The sequence below is a fragment of the Providencia rettgeri genome, from assembly GCF_013702265.1.
Lineage (GTDB): Bacteria > Pseudomonadota > Gammaproteobacteria > Enterobacterales > Enterobacteriaceae > Providencia > Providencia zhijiangensis.
Map to the genome: position 1 here is coordinate 3349783 of NZ_CP059348.1, position 18002 is coordinate 3367784.

The 18002-nt window shown below is 41.0% G+C and carries 16 protein-coding genes and 1 tRNA gene; 8 read left to right on the plus strand and 9 right to left on the minus strand.

Annotated features, from left to right (window positions below; translation table 11 throughout):
• Positions 1 to 9: 9 nt before the first annotated feature.
• The 3 genes from H0913_RS15345 to yiaA form a co-directional block, all read right to left on the minus strand.
• Positions 10 to 2481, minus strand: a complete 2472-nt coding sequence (locus H0913_RS15345; RefSeq protein ID WP_181477551.1) for a fimbria/pilus outer membrane usher protein — start codon at positions 2479 to 2481, stop codon at positions 10 to 12.
• Positions 2482 to 2636: 155 nt separating this feature from the next.
• A complete protein-coding gene (locus H0913_RS15350; RefSeq protein WP_036956196.1) occupies positions 2637 to 3203 on the minus strand; it encodes a fimbrial protein in 567 nt (188 codons plus the stop codon).
• Between the two features lie 793 nt (positions 3204 to 3996).
• Positions 3997 to 4485: an inner membrane protein YiaA gene (yiaA, locus tag H0913_RS15355; RefSeq protein WP_154603416.1), complete on the minus strand. Its 489-nt coding sequence runs from the start codon at positions 4483 to 4485 to the stop codon at positions 3997 to 3999.
• 322 nt (positions 4486 to 4807) lie between these two features.
• Here yiaA and H0913_RS15360 point away from each other — a divergent pair, with 322 nt between their 5' ends.
• A complete protein-coding gene (locus H0913_RS15360; RefSeq protein WP_181477552.1) occupies positions 4808 to 5356 on the plus strand; it encodes an RBBP9/YdeN family alpha/beta hydrolase in 549 nt (182 codons plus the stop codon).
• Between the two features lie 77 nt (positions 5357 to 5433).
• Here H0913_RS15360 and H0913_RS15365 read toward each other — a convergent pair.
• Positions 5434 to 5510: transfer RNA gene (locus tag H0913_RS15365), tRNA-Ile, on the minus strand.
• A gap of 355 nt (positions 5511 to 5865) precedes the next feature.
• On the opposite strand from H0913_RS15365, the gene H0913_RS15370 reads away from it, so the two are divergent.
• Positions 5866 to 6939, plus strand: coding sequence for a dihydrodipicolinate reductase (locus tag H0913_RS15370; protein WP_181477553.1), 1074 nt, complete (start codon positions 5866 to 5868; stop codon positions 6937 to 6939).
• A gap of 60 nt (positions 6940 to 6999) precedes the next feature.
• Here H0913_RS15370 and H0913_RS15375 read toward each other — a convergent pair whose 3' ends face one another.
• Complete coding sequence (locus tag H0913_RS15375) at positions 7000 to 7596, minus strand: GNAT family N-acetyltransferase (protein WP_154627718.1); 597 nt, start codon at positions 7594 to 7596, stop codon at positions 7000 to 7002.
• Between the two features lie 257 nt (positions 7597 to 7853).
• Between H0913_RS15375 and H0913_RS15380 the strand changes: the two genes are divergently transcribed.
• Positions 7854 to 9875, plus strand: a complete 2022-nt coding sequence (locus H0913_RS15380; protein ID WP_181477554.1) for an NADPH-dependent 2,4-dienoyl-CoA reductase — start codon at positions 7854 to 7856, stop codon at positions 9873 to 9875.
• Between the two features lie 175 nt (positions 9876 to 10050).
• Here the strand turns inward: H0913_RS15380 and sstT are convergent, their stop codons facing one another.
• The 3 genes from sstT to H0913_RS15395 all read right to left on the minus strand — a co-directional run bounded on the left by sstT (position 10051) and on the right by H0913_RS15395 (position 13526).
• Positions 10051 to 11307 (minus strand): serine/threonine transporter SstT, encoded by a 1257-nt coding sequence (gene sstT / locus H0913_RS15385; RefSeq protein WP_181477555.1) that lies wholly within the window; start codon positions 11305 to 11307, stop codon positions 10051 to 10053.
• Positions 11308 to 11588: 281 nt separating this feature from the next.
• Positions 11589 to 12458, minus strand: a complete 870-nt coding sequence (locus tag H0913_RS15390; protein WP_232368796.1) for a hypothetical protein — start codon at positions 12456 to 12458, stop codon at positions 11589 to 11591.
• A 96-nt stretch (positions 12459 to 12554) separates the two neighbouring features.
• The gene (locus H0913_RS15395) at positions 12555 to 13526 is read right to left on the minus strand and encodes a TerC family protein (RefSeq protein ID WP_154638786.1); all 972 of its coding nucleotides are present in this window, start codon (positions 13524 to 13526) and stop codon (positions 12555 to 12557) included.
• Positions 13527 to 14137: 611 nt separating this feature from the next.
• Between H0913_RS15395 and H0913_RS15400 the strand changes: the two genes are divergently transcribed.
• From H0913_RS15400 to H0913_RS15420, 5 genes are all read left to right on the plus strand, one after another.
• On the plus strand, positions 14138 to 14797 hold the full coding sequence (locus H0913_RS15400; protein ID WP_154603423.1) for a DedA family protein: 660 nt from the start codon (positions 14138 to 14140) through the stop codon (positions 14795 to 14797).
• Between the two features lie 199 nt (positions 14798 to 14996).
• Positions 14997 to 15302 (plus strand): DUF883 family protein, encoded by a 306-nt coding sequence (locus H0913_RS15405; RefSeq protein WP_154603424.1) that lies wholly within the window; start codon positions 14997 to 14999, stop codon positions 15300 to 15302.
• 9 nt (positions 15303 to 15311) lie between these two features.
• Positions 15312 to 15716: a phage holin family protein gene (locus H0913_RS15410; protein WP_181477556.1), complete on the plus strand. Its 405-nt coding sequence runs from the start codon at positions 15312 to 15314 to the stop codon at positions 15714 to 15716.
• Positions 15700 to 16005, plus strand: a complete 306-nt coding sequence (locus tag H0913_RS15415; protein ID WP_181477557.1) for a YqjK-like family protein — start codon at positions 15700 to 15702, stop codon at positions 16003 to 16005. The genes H0913_RS15410 and H0913_RS15415 overlap by 17 nt, the downstream gene beginning before the upstream one ends.
• 263 nt (positions 16006 to 16268) lie before the next feature.
• Positions 16269 to 16664 carry a DoxX family protein gene (locus tag H0913_RS15420; RefSeq protein ID WP_132496578.1) on the plus strand — a complete coding sequence of 132 codons (396 nt, stop codon included), beginning with the start codon at positions 16269 to 16271 and terminating at the stop codon, positions 16662 to 16664.
• Between the two features lie 329 nt (positions 16665 to 16993).
• Here the strand turns inward: H0913_RS15420 and H0913_RS15425 are convergent, their stop codons facing one another.
• Positions 16994 to 17887, minus strand: a complete 894-nt coding sequence (locus H0913_RS15425) for a LysR family transcriptional regulator (RefSeq protein ID WP_154599776.1) — start codon at positions 17885 to 17887, stop codon at positions 16994 to 16996.
• Positions 17888 to 18002: the final 115 nt, after the last annotated feature.

The following is an 18002-nucleotide window of genomic DNA, read 5'->3' on the forward strand; positions in this document are numbered from 1 at the left end:
TATTATTAATTAATTACATGGTAAGAGCAGTTTGTCGTAAATATTATGCTCTTCGATATTTTGTGGGAATGTAATCGTACATTCAGAACCTTGCCATGATACTGTCATTGTCTCACCCGGCTTTATTCCACCGATGTAAGCTTCACCTTGGTCACCCACAATACCTGTTGTCTTGCCTGCATTATTTTTAATATCCGCAGCAAATGGTGGGTAATTTCCATCTTGTAGTCTCAACGTCACCATCATTTTGATCCCAGAAATAACATCAAAACTACGATAACCTATTGCACCTTCAGTGAGTGTGGTTTGTGTTACGGAATCCGCAATCTCAACATTCTTAGGTAATTTATTAATATCAACAACAACGTCTGTCTTATAGTAGCTATTAATATCAGGAACAACGACTTTTCCAGAACCACTTGAGCGTAAATGTGTACCATTATATTTTACTGGTACATCTTTAACGCCATTTGTATCAACAAAAACTCGTGTTCCCCCTGTTGATGTGACAGGGTGCATGCCTATTCCGTACCCCGTCAATGTCATGCCGCCTTGAACATTCGCAGATAATGACATTGAGTTATTACTTATATAGTTATAGCTGGTATTAAAGTCATTCATATTACCTTTATGGCTATAATAACTACTAAATATTCCGCTATGTCGATTATTACCGACAGAAAGTGAAAGGTTATCTTTATTTTCAAGACGCTCATTCATTGTCACTTTATTCGTATTATCATTCTTACCGTTATACGTTGAATAATTGACATAAGTTCCTGATGCTAATGGAACTGAAAGGCTGACATAAACTCCATTATCTTGATAACCCTGCATTTTGCTATTAAACATATTGATAGACAGACCGATATTATGAAACTTGCTAGTATCAAAATACTTCGAGAACGTCATGTTATAGCGATAACTATTTGGGCGGTTCCAATAGGTTTGGTGCGTGTAATTTAAATTTACGGATGAACGCCAATCAGTAAAGTTTTTACTTAGTGATGCAGAATAAGAGCCTTTATTGTGTCCTGCATACATAATATCTTTTTGGTCATTATAAGTGAGGAAATCACTCATCGTCATAAATTCACGATCCATAAAACGGTAAGCGGATAATTGAATTTGACTATTACTTCCTTCGAAACTTTTATAATAATCGACTTTAAATGCTTTGCCTTTTAAGGTCGGCCCATCTGTCAGTGCGGCGATTGAATGATTGAATGAGAACGAAATTGCACCAAATCGAAATAAATCACGTCCAACACCAGCAGCAAAAGAGTTAAATCGACTACTATTTAGCGCACCACCAAAAACTGACCAACCATTGCTAATACCCCATGAAACCTCGCTTTGCGTGAAAGCATCCCCCATGACATGACGATCCATATCTGTTGGTCTACCCGCACTCACTTTATAGCGCACAGAACCTGGACGAGATAAAAAAGGAATATTTCCAGCTTCAACTTCAAACTCCGAAACGCGCCCGTCGCTCTCTTCAACTCTGACTTGTAAAGTCCCTGAAATACCGCTATTTAAATTTTGAATTCTAAATGGACCCGCAGGAACTAAACTTTCGTAAATAACGCGTCCATCTTGGCTAATTTTGACTACCGCGTTCGTTTCTGCAAAACCCGTTACCTCTGGCGCATATGAACGTAAGCTTGGTGGCAACATATTGTCGTCAGAACGTAATGAAACCCCAATAAACTTGAAGCTATCAAACAAATCTGTTTGCAGAAAATCCTCACCGAGGGTTAATTTCGATTTTAAGCTGCGAATAGCTCGATAAGCATAAATATTGGTCCATTTAATCTCGTGAGCATCATCAACTCGACTATTCTGCGCATGGTTATATGAACCTTGCCAAAAACCTCGTAAACGCCAGCTATCAAAGTTAGCGCCGACGGCCCCTAATCCTGAAAGGAAAAAAGTATTGTTCGATTTGTTATCACCTAAACTACGGTTATATTGTGAGGTCAGATTATAGTCAAAAATAATACCTTTAATGCCATCTTCCCAACGAGATGCTGATTCCCAGTCGTTGGCGGAATATTCCTGATAGCTTTTCGGAATATTAATAATTAATGTTCCGGTCGATAAATTAGGTGTTACTGACATTCCTTCTAGGCTAGCAATATCTAAACACTCTAAGCCATCAATTGTATTCCACTGTAATACACTTTCAGCTTCCGAATTTAAGTCAAATTTCTCGACAATTTCATCCGTTAAACACGCTTGCGATTTTTCTTCATAACTCACAACGGTTATTTTCTGCTCAGGTATATATGCGTTATTTATACTTAGTTTAAAGGGGTAAATGCCAGGAACAATATAAAGATCTTGTGAAAAAACTGCCAAATTAATATTTTCTCTATCTTCTGCGTTCAATATATTAATATTGAAGTCCACTGCTTCTTCAGAGAGAGCAATTAATGGATTCAGCAGTAATAAAGATACCGTAATGAGTTTTTTCATGAATTTATTTTTTATTAACATTTAAAAACACAGAACACATAATTTTATTATTAACTTTTTTCATTACGATGTCCTTAAATTTTAATAAATTTTCTAAGCTGAAGTAATGATTGGTCTCATTACTTCAGCTTACCGTTAATAACTAATGCATTAAATTAGTTATACGACAATACGAAATCAGTTACCGCTTGGAATTCACCCGCAACGATATCAACTGGAGCTTCTGGTTTACCTTGGCTACCTAAACCTTTCACGTATGCAGCAAATTGCAGGGTGTTAGTTGTGCCTTGCAGTTTGTGCTCAGATTTAGTGACTTCATTTAATACGATTGGGTCATTATTGCTATCTACGATCTGGATACCCGCACCTGCAGCAGTACCTGTAATAGCTAATAGTGATTTAGGGTCATTTGTAGCGGCCGCACCTGAAAATGTAATATTCACGGAATCACCTGTTTCTACAGTACAGTCAATTAATTTAATATCGAACATAACTGGTGAAGATTGACCGTCTGAAGTACCACCATTTTTTAATACCACATCAGCGATTTGGCCTAAATCTACAGTTTGGTCAATAGAAGATGGGTCAATAGAACAAGGTGCAGTGATGATGCTACCAGTGAAAGTGACTTTACCATTACCGTGGTTAACTGGCGCTGCGTTCGCACCAAAACCAATTAATGTCGTTGCTGCGATAGCCATAAGAGTTTTATTTAATTTCATTAGGTGAATCCTCGATTAAGTCGTAATTTAAAGAAAAAAGATAATAAGAAGTCCTGTAATTAATTATTAATTACAATAGAAGCTTAAATTTCAGATACGAAATATAGTTAAATATACTTAGGTAAAACCACGATATATTTATGAATACGGTAATTAAATCTTTTTGCCTTTTGAGCTTTGGTTCACACAAATACTATAATTACACTTAAAAGCTGTAAAGTCGCCATCACCTATCGAAAACAAGAGGTTCAATAGGCAGTTATTTTTTGACACATTTACTCATATTACGATTATTTTGATATGTTAAAAATCAATGAGTTACAAATAATGTGTCATTGATTCATACTTAACAACATTTCTTTCACATATATCGGACATTACTTTTTTGCAATTCGTTACATCTTTGACGCGTATTATTATCAGCAATTATCCAATTACCACAATTTAGCGTAATAGTTTTTTGCATTTTCAATCCAAATTTATATGTATCAAAAAGAAAATGGTTAATTCTAATTTATCTCCATCCGCTATTTTTTCTAATAAATAAGAACTCAGTCTCATTTATTATACATAATGAGAATTATTCAATGTGGATAAAATATATTCTGGTCTAATCAGTGATTCATTAAGGTACTATTTCACACTCAAATATGATGCCATAGTGATTATTTCAGGGATGGATTGACTGGTATATAAGAATAGCTAGGTAGGAAATTAGAATGGCAAATGCTCTTTAGGTAAAAAGAAACACAAAGGCTCAAATGCATTCATTGAGCCTTTGCTAAAACAGTGGTTAGCCTTTCATGCTAGGTTCACTATCTTCATTGATGGCAGGTTGTTTCACTTCAAACTTCTTCGGTTGCTCAGCTGGCTTAGTGGTTTGTAGGTCGCGAATATTCTTTTGCACCGCGATAGAACCAAACATACATAAAAAGAAAGCAATGCCGTAAAAACCTTTTTCACTTGGTAATAGTTCCGCGTTGTACAGCCCCACAGCCATTAAGGCGATAGATGCAAAGAACGCCACCATACAAGCAATGTAATACGCTTGGGTCGTTGGGATATTATCCATTTTATCTCGCACTGTTTTCTGGACTGAAATTGAAGAAAACAGTCCCAGTAATAAGATTGCAAAGTAATACCCTTTTTCATTTAACTGCATCTCAGAGCGCCATAGCCCAATAAGATACACTGCAATCCCACCAATCACCGCAATCCAAGAAATCAGATGAAATGCATTAAAGCCCGAAAATTCATTATCTAGTGAAGTATTATCCTTCATATGAGCAACCTTTCCATAAGTTAAATTGGAACTCATCCTACCTTAGATAATTTGACTTTAATAGTCATTACAAGGTGACAATCATAGTGTGTAGTTAAAATAGGATTAACTGCAATACATTGATTTTATTTTTAATTATTTATTACAAACTCATAAACAACGCATTAAATGCGTTAAAAACAAAACCATCAGAAGCTATTTCGTATTATTCCGAATGGCTTACTTAAATAACATTTTGATTTAACGCTAGCCGATAAATTGCTAGCTAACTTTAGTTCACACCGATTAAGATTGAATTCTCCCAGACAACCTGAGAAGCAAGATGACTACCACTTTTATAATTGTTCCTGGATATACCAATTCCGGTTCTCAACATTGGCAATCCTATATAGAAAGAAAATACCATAATACTGTGCGCGTCATTCAGGATGACTGGAATGCCCCTAACCATAAATGGATAGAGCGCCTAAACGAGGTGGTTCAAAATACAGAGGGTGAATTGGTACTGATTGGACACAGTTGCGGAGCTGTTTGTGTGGCGCAATGGGCGAGCCAATTTCCCAACCATCGAGTAAAAGCGATGATCCTCGCTACCCCTGCGGATGTTGATTCCCCTTCTGCCCTACTCGATATTCAACAGCAGCGACCGCTACCCAATAACAAGCTTCCAAGCCCTTCTTTGCTTATTTATACCGATAATGATCCACACCTTGGCACCGAAAAAGCTCATCAGCTTGCAAAAATATGGGGTAGCCAACTTATGTTGGTTAAAGGCGGTGAGCATTTAAATACTGATGCAGGATATGGCGAATGGCATGAAGGCGAGCGGTTGATTGAAGAGTTTGTGGGGAGAGAGTTTGTTGGCAGGTAGTTTATTTCCGGTGCTCCAGATACAAAAAAGCCACTTGCTATGAAGTGGCTTAATGCACTGATTTAACAGCTAAAATTTGGTGGCCCCTACTGGACTTGAACCAGTGACCAAGCGATTATGAGTCGCCTGCTCTAACCAACTGAGCTAAGGGGCCAAAGTGGTGCCGATTATACGTGCTGTTTTGGTGAAGGTCTAGTATTTCAAAACTATATGGTGAATTTGTATCCAAGCCATAGCATCACCCTATAATTCAATGGCATGGCATCATCAAAAGCCATCATTCCCATCTTAATTATCGGATTTTAATCTAGGATTCCATTCTTTATTAGAACGCCATTTATGAACAAACCTGCGTTAACAACTACCCTATAGTAAATAATCGGGCGTAAAGATTGAGTTTTCCCATTCTAATTTATTAAGCATTCTTTGTTCAATTGATTGATATAAAACAATAATTTTATACTTCATATAGAACATGATGATATTAGACAAATAGTTATAGGACGATAATGATGAAAAAAGTACGTGCAGTTCAATATGGTTGTGGAAAGATGGGCAAATTTCTCATCCGTTACCTACAAGAACACGGTGCTGAAGTTGTGGCGGCTTTTGATATCAACCCTGCCGTGATTGGCAAAGACATTGGTGAAATCGCAGGCACGGCGCTAACTGGTGTGAAAATCCAGCCTCTGAATGAAGCCGATAAAGCCCTAGAAACCTTAAAACCCGACGTGGGAATTATTGCTACCCTCAGCACCATGGCCGACTTAGAAGATGCATTCTCCCTCTTCGCTCGACATGGCGTGAATGCAATCTCAACGGGTGAAGAAGCTCTTTATCCGTGGAACTCTTCCCCTGAAATCACTGAAAAACTCGATGCTTTAGCGAAAGCGAATAACTGCACTTTAGCGGGCAGCGGATACCCAGATATGTTCTGGGGCGTGCTTATCGATACCTTGGCAGGTTCTATGCACAAACTGGTCAAAATCAAAGGCTCTAGCTGCTACAACGTGGAAGATTACGGCATCGCGCTGGCAAAAGGTCACGGTGCAGGCTTAACCGTCGACGAATTCAATCAGCAAATTGGTAACTATAACGACCTGCCATACGCAGTTATCGCTGAGAAAATTGAGAGCGGGGAATATGCGCCACCATATATGTGGACACAAAATGGTTGGCTGTGCAGCCGTTTAGGTCTGACTATTACCAATCAAACTCAGCGCTGCGTACCGCAAATTGCCAAAGAAGATATCTATTCAGACACCTTAAAAATGACGGTGAAAAAAGGCGATGTATTAGGATTGTCTGCGGTGGTAATCACTGAAACAGCGGAAGGCGTCACCTTAGAAACGGAATGTATCGGTAAAATTTTAACGGTGGATGAGTGCGACAAAAACAGCTGGCAGCTAATTGGTGAGCCAGATACGGCGATTGAAGTGAATAACCCTGCAACCGTGGAATTAACCTGCGCAAACTTGGTTAACCGTATCCCAGCGCTGATCAACAGCCCTGCGGGCTACACCACCACGGAAAAAATGCCAAATAACGTGTATATGACCAAACCAATGCACGAATATTTATAATTAAATGATTTAATCAAACATTAATCATATAGCCCACATCCCGTGGGCTATTTTTTTAACTTAGCGAGGCTTTGTCATCTGCCATTCCAAGTGGCGACGCACTGCCGGCCACTCATTATTTAAGATGCTATAAACGCAGGTATCTCGTAGCTCACCCGTACGAGTTAGCATATGGTTACGTAAAATCCCATCGAGTTTTGCCCCTAAACGCTCAATCGCTTTACGGCTTTGATGATTTAAAAAGTGCGTTCTTAGCTCCACGGCAACACATTCTAATTCTTCAAACGCATGTTTTAATAACAAGTATTTAGCTTCTGTGTTGATCGGTGTGCGCTGCGCTTCCGTCCCATACCATGTCGCCCCGATTTCTACACGGCGAACCCCTTGATCGATTCGCATATACGACGTCATACCAACGGCTTTGCCTGTCCGCTTGTCAATAATCGCGAATGGCACCATCTCTTTTTGCTCAAAACGCGCAAGGCGCATGTCGACATCTTTCGCGACATTTTCCGGTTCAGGTACCGAGGTATACCACAGGTGATGCAGCTTATCTCGTTCAATAATCTCAGCATAAACAGCATCATGGTGATGGGTTAATGGTTCTAATCGAACATGGTTGCCTTCTAAGGTGACAGCTTGGCAAATCTCTTTCATCGGCGTATTTCCTGAATAACTCGGTTGTGTGGAGTGAAAAACCATCAAATTATGATGTAAATAACCATTCTTCTTTGTTGTAACCATTTTTTATGACAGAAAAATAAAACAAAAGAAATAGTACTGTAAGTTTAATTATTCCTCGTAAAACATATGATAAAAATCACAATTTTTTAACATTATTCTTAATTCAATTGTCCATTAGGCTACAGTTAACTCATCTGACCTGTTATTAATAGTCCCAAATGGGAGCCAATATGAGCAATTTTCCACATCTTTTTACCCCACTTGATTTGGGGCATACCGTTCTTAAAAACCGTATTTTGATGGGTTCAATGCACACCGGCTTAGAAGAGCATCCTCAAGGAAGCCAGCGCCTTGCCCACTTTTACCGACTTCGTGCAGAGAATGGGGTCAGCCTGATTATTACTGGCGGGATAGCCCCGAACCCTGAAGGGGCTTTAGCATCTCATGGCGCTATATTGAATCATCAAAACCAATTGCCATTTCATCAGCAAATCACCGATGCGGTGCATCAGGCGGATGGCAAAATTGCGTTGCAGATCTTGCACGCAGGTCGTTATGCCCTGCACCCAGCGTTGGTGGCACCTAGCGCGATTAAATCCGAAATTACCCCATTTCCCCCTCGCGAATTAACTGCCGATGACGTCCAGAGAACCATCGATGACTTCGTGAACACCGCTAAACTTGCCCAGCAAGCGGGCTACGATGGGGTCGAAGTGATGGGATCGGAAGGTTATTTAATCAATCAATTTATTACATCCCGCACCAATCATCGAACTGATGAATGGGGTGGAAGCTACCAAAATCGTATCCGTTTTCCGCTAGAAATCGTTAAACGCATTCGCCAAACGGTTGGGAAAAATTTCATTATTATCTATCGTTTATCCATGCTTGATCTTGTCGAAGGAGGATCAACGTGGGATGAAATCGAGCTATTGGCTAAAGAGATTGAAAGTGCGGGAGCCACCATGATCAATACGGGGATCGGCTGGCATGAAGCCCGTGTACCGACCATTGCGACGTTGGTTCCCCGCAAAGCCTTCAGTTGGGTGACGGAAAAATTAATAGGTAAGGTGAATATTCCGCTAATTACCACCAACCGCATCAATGACCCGTTTGTGGCGGAGCAAATCATTGCTAGCGGTCAAGCTGATATGGTGTCCATGGCGCGCCCTTTCCTTGCCGATGAAGCGTTTGTGTTGAAAGCCCAAGATGGTCGCTTTGATGAAATAAACACCTGTATTGGCTGCAATCAAGCCTGCCTTGACCAGATTTTTAATGGCAAACTGGCTGGCTGCTTGGTCAATCCACAAGCAGTACGCGAGATGGACTATCCCAATGAATTAGCAGATAAACCTAAAAAAGTGGCGATTGTCGGCGCGGGTCCAGCGGGACTTTCTTGTGCAATCTATGCCGCCAAACGAGGCCATCAAGTCACGCTATTTGAACGCAGTAACCAAATTGGTGGGCAATTTAATCTCGCTAAACAGATCCCTGGCAAGGAAGAGTTTTATGAAACTTTGCGTTATTTTTCTCGCCAACTGCAACTGCTCAATGTGGATGTTAGACTCGAGCAGCTTGCGCAAGCCAGCGATTTAACGCAATTTGATGAAGTCATTATCGCCACGGGCGTTATCCCCCGCGCTATCAACCTAGCTGGCGCTGATCATCGCAAAGTGATGTCCTATATTGAGGCTTTAAAACAACCCGATAATGTCGGTAAAAACGTAGCTATTATTGGTGCCGGAGGGATTGGGTTTGATGTTGCGGAACTTCTGACCCAACAAGGGATCAGCAGCAGTTTAGATGATAATAAATTTAACCATGAATGGAATATTGATACCGCCATCACCACTCGAGGCGGGCTTCTCCCGACGAAAAAACAGTTAGAACCAACACCTCGCCACCTCTATTTATTGCAGCGTAAAAACAGCAAAGTCGGTGCTGGGCTTGGAAAAACGACGGGATGGGTACATCGCTTGTCATTAATGAAGCGCGGCGTCCAAATGTTTAATGGTGTCGAATATATGAATGTGGATGATGATGGGCTGCATATTCGCTATCAAGATGAAAATATCTGCCTTGCCGTTGATAATGTCATCCTTTGTGCTGGGCAAGAACCTTATCGCCCACTGAAAGAGCAACTAGAAGAAATTGGCATTCACCCTCATGTGATTGGAGGGGCAGATGTGGCTGCCGAGTTAGATGCCCGCCGTGCCATTGAACAAGGCATGAAAGTGGCTTATCAGTTGTAAGTTTTACTGTCCCATAAAAAAACCCGCTAATTCAGCGGGTTTAGGTTAATGACAAAGAGGGATAAAAGCGTGGTTTTTCCCTCTTTGTGTTATCAGGCGAAAATCAATAAATTGATTTTCCTTGTTAGTTTTACAACCCAAAAGAGCCATTTCCAAACCTGATGGGTTTGTCAGCTTAGTCTTGAGTTTGAGATAACTCAGCATCCGCTTGAGCCAGTTTATCGTCTTCCGATAAACATACCGCCGCAGTGAAAAGCACGTCCGTTGAAGAGTTCAGTGCAGTTTCCGCAGAGTCTTGCAGTACGCCAATCATCACGCCCACTGCAACCACTTGCATCGCTACTTCGTTCGAAATACCAAACATATTACATGCCAGTGGGATCAGTAATAATGAACCGCCTGCCACGCCAGATGCGCCACACGCACAAACCGCCGCAACCACGCTTAATAACAGCGCCGTCGGGATATCAACAGGGATCCCCAGAGTATGCACCGCTGCCAGTGTTAATACGGTGATGGTTACCGCAGCACCGCCCATGTTAATGGTTGCACCTAGCGGGATAGAAACAGAATAGGTGTCTTCGTGCAGATTCATACGGCGACACATCCCCATGTTCACCGGAATGTTAGCTGCGGAGCTACGAGTAAAGAAGGCTGTGACACCGCTTTCACGTAAGCAAGCGAACACTAGTGGGTATGGGTTACGTTTAATTTTCCAGTAAACAATCAGTGGGTTAACCACTAATGCTACGATGATCATACAGCCCAGTAATACCGCCAATACGTGGAAATAGCCTTTTAAGGTTTCAAAACCGGTTGTTGCAATTGTTGAAGACACTAAACCGAAAATACCTAATGGCGCTAAACGAATGACCACACGAACCAGCTGAGTCACGCTTAACGAAAAATCGTGGATCATGGTTTTGGTGGTTTCATTGGCATGACGCAATGCAATGCCTAAACCAATCGCCCATGCCAAGATACCGATATAATTCCCTTTGAGCAGTGCATCGACTGGGTTAGCGAAAATATTAATCAGTAAGCCTTTAAGCACTTCGGCAATATTACCCGGAGGCGTCAGTTGAGTATCGCCGACAGCTAAAATCAAGCTGGATGGAAACATAAATGAGCCAATCACCGCCACAACAGCCGCGAAGAATGTCCCTAAAATATACAGTACTAAAATTGGGCGAATACTGGTTTTTTGCCCTTGGCGATGGTTAGCAATGGACGCCATAACCAACACCCAAACAAGTATTGGGGCAACGGCTTTTAACGCACTAACGAACAGATCACCCAGTAAGCCTACGTTTTTTGCTGCCGACGGCCATAACCATGCCAATAAGATACCTGCAATCAAGCCTGCTAGGATTTGTTTGACCAAACTACCTTGACTAATTACTCGCCATAACCCTGCTTTATTTGTATCCATAATAGACCTTTATAATTTATCTTTTTTAGGAATTAAATGTGTTTGCCGAGCCAGTATAAGGAATATTAATCTCCTGAAAAGGCTATTATTCAAAATATACACAATGATTGATTACAGTTAACATTAATTTTACATATCTGTGATCGCAATAGAGTTTTGTTTCTTATAGGAAACAGAGGACATAGAAAATGAGTGAGGATTTTCAGATAGTTAAAATAAAAAAACACCTCAGATAAATCCAAGGTGTTTTTTAAAATTGTATGGATTACTGCGAGTAAGATTTAACGATTGATTAAATAGCCACCAAAATAATCTGCTATTTTTGCCTCGTCTACTTTTAAATTTCCTTTCCAACCGGCCCAAGGCATTTCCATATCAGAACGCCCTTTCGTATTGTTAAGTTGATTTTCTGCGCTAGTTATATCACCAAAATCGTGCCAACTATCAAGAGACAAAGAGATAAAAGTATTCGGAATAACGCCAATCAATGCGAGTGAATGCAATATCCCGCGTAATGTGTATTTATCACCTTTAATTAATTTTGCCTCAGATAAACGCTTTTCAAATTTTCCAGGAGTTTCATCTTCAGGCGCATTACGTAATAAATCTAATAGTTGATTAAAGACTTTTTTGTCTTCATCGGTAGGCTTTACAGCATCAACATTCAATAAATGTCGTAAATTCAAATACGCATAGCTTGGATTTCCGGTATAAGAATTTCCGTAATATAAGCAGTATTGAAAGTAGCTATCATTAATACAAATATGTTTGTTATAGCTGCTACAGATCCAGCAACAAGCATACTGCGGTTTTTCTATATATTCATGTTCGGGTAAAGTATTCAACTGATGATAAGCCCCTAAGACCGAACGTCCCCGCAAATAACTCCCCCCTACACCAGCAACAAAAGCATCCAAACAGCGCTGGCGGGTTAATGCACTTTCATGCTTTAAGCTGTGGAGCTTATTCATAATATCTTGATGGTCTGTAAAACATTCAATCTGATTAGCTTGCCATCGAGTATCGTTTAAAAGTGTACGTTCTTTGTCAGATAACAAATCTAATGAGTAATTGGAAACAGCTCGTTCTCCATCATATTGGCTATTTTCGTATTTATAGAGTTTTCGTAAGACCCGCATGACTTGTTGCACAGAACCTCCTCATCTTTACGCCTATAAATCATTAGATATAAAAAAACTCCCAAAGTCATGATGAACTTATGGGAGTTTTTCTAATTAGGAAAAAGATTATTCGTTAATCAATTTTTTTGCTTCATTGCGCTTATTCACGATGGTGTTAATCACCAGTGTCAGAGCTAAAATCGCAGCAACGGTACCTAACGAAACCGCGGTAGGAATATGGAAAATATCCATCAGCAACATCTTCACGCCGATAAAGCTTAAAATGATAGCTAAACCGTACTTAAGCATTGAGAATTTCTCAGCAACACCCGCTAATAAGAAGTACATTGCACGTAAGCCTAAAATTGCAAACAGGTTAGACGTTAATACGATAAACGGGTCAGTGGTCACAGCAAAGATAGCGGGAATACTGTCTACCGCAAAGATAACATCGCTGATTTCCACTAAGATCAGAACCAAAATTAATGGGGTAGCAAACAGCAATCCATTCTTTTTAATAAAGAACTTTTCTCCGTGTAACTCATCGGTCATCCGTAAATGTGAACGCACCCATTTAACTAATGGCTTTTCATTTATCGGTGAATCATCTTCTTTAGCAAACGCCATTTTGATCCCCGTAAACAGTAAGAACGCACCGAAAATATAGAGGATCCAGCTAAATTGCGTGACTAACCAGCTACCTGCAAAAATCATAATCGTACGCAGGACGATAGCCCCAAGCACCCCGTAAACAAGTACGCGACGCTGTAAGTTTGCTGGAATAGCGAAGTAACCAAATAGCATTAACCAAACAAACACGTTATCCACGGCAAGGGCTTTTTCTAACAGATAACCGGTTAAGAACGCCATAGTTTGCGTGTTCGCGACTTCAGGTCCAACGGTATCATTAAAGTACCACCACAGACCGCCCGCAAAAATCAGCGATAGAGTCACCCACAAGATGCTCCAGCCCGCAGCTTGCTTCATCGACATCGCCTGACCTTTATGTTTTCCTTGCCAAAACATATCGATGAGTAACATCACAAGGATCATGACAGCAAAGCTGCCCCATAAAACGGGATTTCCAACAGAGTTCATTTTGATTCCTTTAAAAAACAAAAAACGGCTGATATCCAGAAGACATCAGCCGCTTAAACTGTTTTCACCCTAAGTTATCACTATACGGTTGTAAACGATGAGCAAACCTCGCCTTCTGGCAAGGTCTCACTTACAACACAGATAACCTAAGATAAGGAAATTGTGGTGCTCGGTTACCGGGTACAATTGTGTGCACCGTAATGACGATAATCCGACAGAAGAAGTTACTCCCCTTTGCTATGCGCACACAATAAGGTAATTAATCTTAAAAAGCAATGATTAGCTACCAATATGTTCATGCTATTTTTCGTTACCTAAACGTAAATAAACTGGTAAATAGTCAGATTAAATCCTCTTATTCAGCGCCATTCCCATTTTTTGTTATTTTAGAAAGGCAGTGGTTAAGAACCTAAAATGTAAAAATCAGCCGCAATTTAAATGAATTCTCAAAATAAGCTTAAAATTTACTGTTTAGTTATTTTCTGTTTTGTTAAAGTGATCGGGTTTTACACTAACAGCCCGAAGAAACAGCCGTTTTCTTCCGGCATTTACTTAATCCATTTCTGCCCAACAACATGTTTGTTGCTGTGATTGCCGTTTAGGAAACATTAATGGAATTAGTTAGAGAACTTTTTTTCGCCCTTTGGCACCAAGATTACGAAACCTTATCTAACCCATCGTTGATATGGTCGATTTATTTCATGCTGTTCATGATCCTATTATTGGAGAACGGCGTGCTTCCAGCTGCATTCTTACCCGGTGATAGTTTACTGATCCTTGTTGGCGTACTCATCGCAAAAGGTGCTCTTAGCTACCCATTAACCTTAGTGATTTTAACTGCAGGCGCCAGTATTGGTTGTTGGGTGGGTTATATCCAAGGTCGCTGGCTAGGTAATACAAAAATTGTCAAAGGCTGGTTATCACACCTCCCCGAACACTATCACCAGCGTGCCTATGGGCTATTCCATCGTCACGGCTTAGCTGCGCTACTGATTGGTCGATTCCTTGCATTTGTCAGAACATTACTACCAACCATCGCAGGGCTTGCAGGCTTGCAAAATGGGCGTTTCCAACTGTTTAACTGGTTAAGTGGGCTCCTTTGGGTACTAATTTTGACCGCTATCGGCTACGGATTCGGTAAAAGCCCTATTTTCCAGCAATATGAGCATCAAATTATGAATGTCTTGATGCTTATTCCAGTTGGGTTATTAATTTTGGGTCTGATCGGCAGCATTGGTGTTGTCATCAAGAAAAAATTCGCCCGCAAATAAATAGCCGTCACTGAATCAAATCGAACAGCGGGAATATTTAGCGATTCCCGCTTTCCTCTATCTCAATTCGAAATCTATGCCAATTAGTGATTGCACTTAAGCTAAAAAAAGCTATTGTACTATTATTAATGTCATCGGCTATTAAGGTCATACGTTATTAAGGTATTGCGTTATTTTTCTATTGATAGGAGGTTCTACTATGTCGTCCAATCATTCTTCTGAAGATCTACGTGCTGAACTTAAATCACTCGCAGACTCTCTCGAATCCATTCTGAATAGTACTCAAGATAAATCAAAAGAAGAGATCGAAAACTTAAAGGCTAAAGCCCGTGAAGCCCTCTCCTCTTCAAAAGCTAAACTCGGTCAAGCCAGTGATAAAATTACCGAGCAAACCAAAGAAATTGCAGGCCAAGCAGATTGCTATGTGCGTGAAAATCCATGGAAAAGCGTGGGTATCGGTGCAGCCGTCGGTGTAGTCTTAGGCATGCTACTTAGCAAGCGCTAATCATCGCTTATGGAACAGTCGCCACGTCAAGGACCCACTAAGCGGGTTCTAGATTCTCTGCAAAGAATTGCGGGTATCACCGTTAATATGGTTGAAACCCGCATTCAACTTATTGCAGTAGAATTAGAAGAAGAGAAACTCAACCTTGTTCAGTTATTATTACTCGCAGGGCTGACTCTTCTATTTTCTGCATTTGGTCTGATGTGCCTTATCGGGCTTATTTTTTGGTCTGTGGATCCCGTCTATCGTTATCAAGCTTTCGCGATCACGACCGGAACACTGATTTTACTCGCGATTATCTTTGCTATTTGGACGTTAAAAAAAGCGAAACAGTCCACGCTGCTAAGCGCAACCCGTGAACAACTTCGTAATGACGCTAAAGCACTGGCAGGAACCGATGATGAGCAAAAGTAAACGTCAGTTACTTGCAGAAAGAAAATCACGCTTAATCTCTGATATTGAGCAGCAGCGCATCCAGTTATCGGCCAGTAAGAAAGAGTGGCTACAAGCCACAGCTCCTTATGACCGAGCTTGGCAAACCCTGATGACCTTTCGCCCAATTGTTATCGCTGCGACGGGTCTTATCTCTATTTTTACCTTAAAGCACCCCAATCGATTTATTTCACTGAGCAAGAAAGCCATTGCAACTTGGGGACTTATTCGTACCCTAAGAAGCAGCTTAAACAGTTCAAGTCAGAAATAACCCATCTCCTTAAGATAAAAATAATCATTATTTGTCAATATGATAGATAAAAGTTCCCTTTGGCACTTTTTTTCGCACCCAATTATACACATTCAATTTTTTTGTCTATCTTTGTTAATAAGCTTAGCTTTTTATTGAATGAGCTAAGTAATAAGATACGCACATCCAAGATTTCTAGCCTTTTCGTGCTGAAACTTAGCTTATAACGCGATATATATCGCACTTTATTTATATTTAATGACCGTATTATCTGGAGAGACTCAATGAAAAATTTAGAAAGTGGAGCTATTTTATTAGCACGTATTATGATGCCAATTCTGTTCATCGTTGCAGGTTACGGTAAATTAGGCGGGGCATATGAAGGCACTCAGCAATATATGCAAGCAATGGGCGTCCCAGGCTTTTTACTGCCACTGACAATTTTACTTGAGTTAGGTGGTGGTCTGGCGGTGTTATTCGGTCTGTTAACACGTACAACCGCAATTTTCACTGCTGTGTTCACATTCTTAACTGCAATGCTGTTCCACACGAATTTCAGCGTTGAGCCAAACAGCTTGATGTTTATGAAAAATATGACCATTGCAGGCGGCTACATTCTGTTAGCAGTGACTGGCCCAGGCAAATTCAGTATCGACCATTTATTAAATAAAAAATGGTAATGAGCTCCAACCTCCTCGCCTATAGCGACCTATAGGCAGGGAGTCAACAGTACCCTCAAGTCAACATCCTTTTCCATAAGTTAAATGCCTTTGCACCTCCCATCCGAGGTGCTTTTTTTTTTGCTTTTATCTTTGCTTTCTTTTTATTTTCGCTTTTCGCTTTTCGCTTTTCGCTTTAAAAAAGAATTAAAGAATAGGTTACGAGCGATCTCTAAATAATTTGTATTGTAGGTAGGCGGTCAACGAGGATATCTCGGGGAGCATACACAAGTATGTGACTCGAGTAGCCGAGAGCAACCAACACCCCTACAATGCAAAGTATGACGAGATCACCCCCTAAATAATTTAGGGATTTCTCGGAGACACCACGACTTCGCCTCCCCCATGCTATCCCGTCGCCACGCCATAATCATATTCGACTCATGACTAAACTCCGCCCCCACCACTTGCAGGCGCCCTTCCTTAATATCTTGCTCCACCAGCGGATATGGCATTGTCGCCACCCCTAGCCCTGCAATCAGCGCCTTGCGCTTATCTTCGATGCTCGATACCGTCAATCTTTGCTGCTTATCCAGCAGTTGCACGGTGATCACCGGGCGCTCACGGGCAGTATCTGCCACCGCAATACCTCGGTATTTCACACGTGTAGTTTCAGAAAGCGGCTCGGGCTCTTGGTGAATAGGATGGTTTGGGCTTGCCACATAAATATGGTTCAGGGTATACAGCACTTTGGAGTTAATTTCAGAGGATGAACGAAAATGCATATCTGGTGCGATAACAATATCCGCACGCCCGGATTCGAGTCGCTCCCATGCTCCTGCTAGCACCTCAGTAATTAAAGAGAGTTGGGTGTCGGATTTCTCAGCCAGTTTATCCACCAGCGGGAATAAAGACTCTGCCGGAACCAGCGCTTCACACACAATCGTCAGGTGAGTTTCCCAACCTTTAGCCAGCGCCTCCGCATCCGAGGTGAGTTTATCGGCGGCTTCAAGTAACACCCGCCCACGCTCTAACAGCATGCGCCCCACATTGGTAAATTTAGTTCGATGTCCTGAACGGTCAAACAAAATAACATCAAGTTCTTCTTCTAACTTCTGCATGGTATAGCTCAATGCCGAAGGAACGCGACCCAGCTCTTCCGCCGCTGCCGCGAAGCTGCCACGCCTATCGATTGCATCCATCACCCTTAACGACTCAAGTGTTAATGCTCTCTCTTTGCTCATGATGTATCTCTTTCAGGAAATTTGAATGATGGAAACAGATTAACTGGCTAACAATTCAACGTCCAGATATTTATTATAACAATATATTACTAGCTATATATTTTGAGTGAGGGTT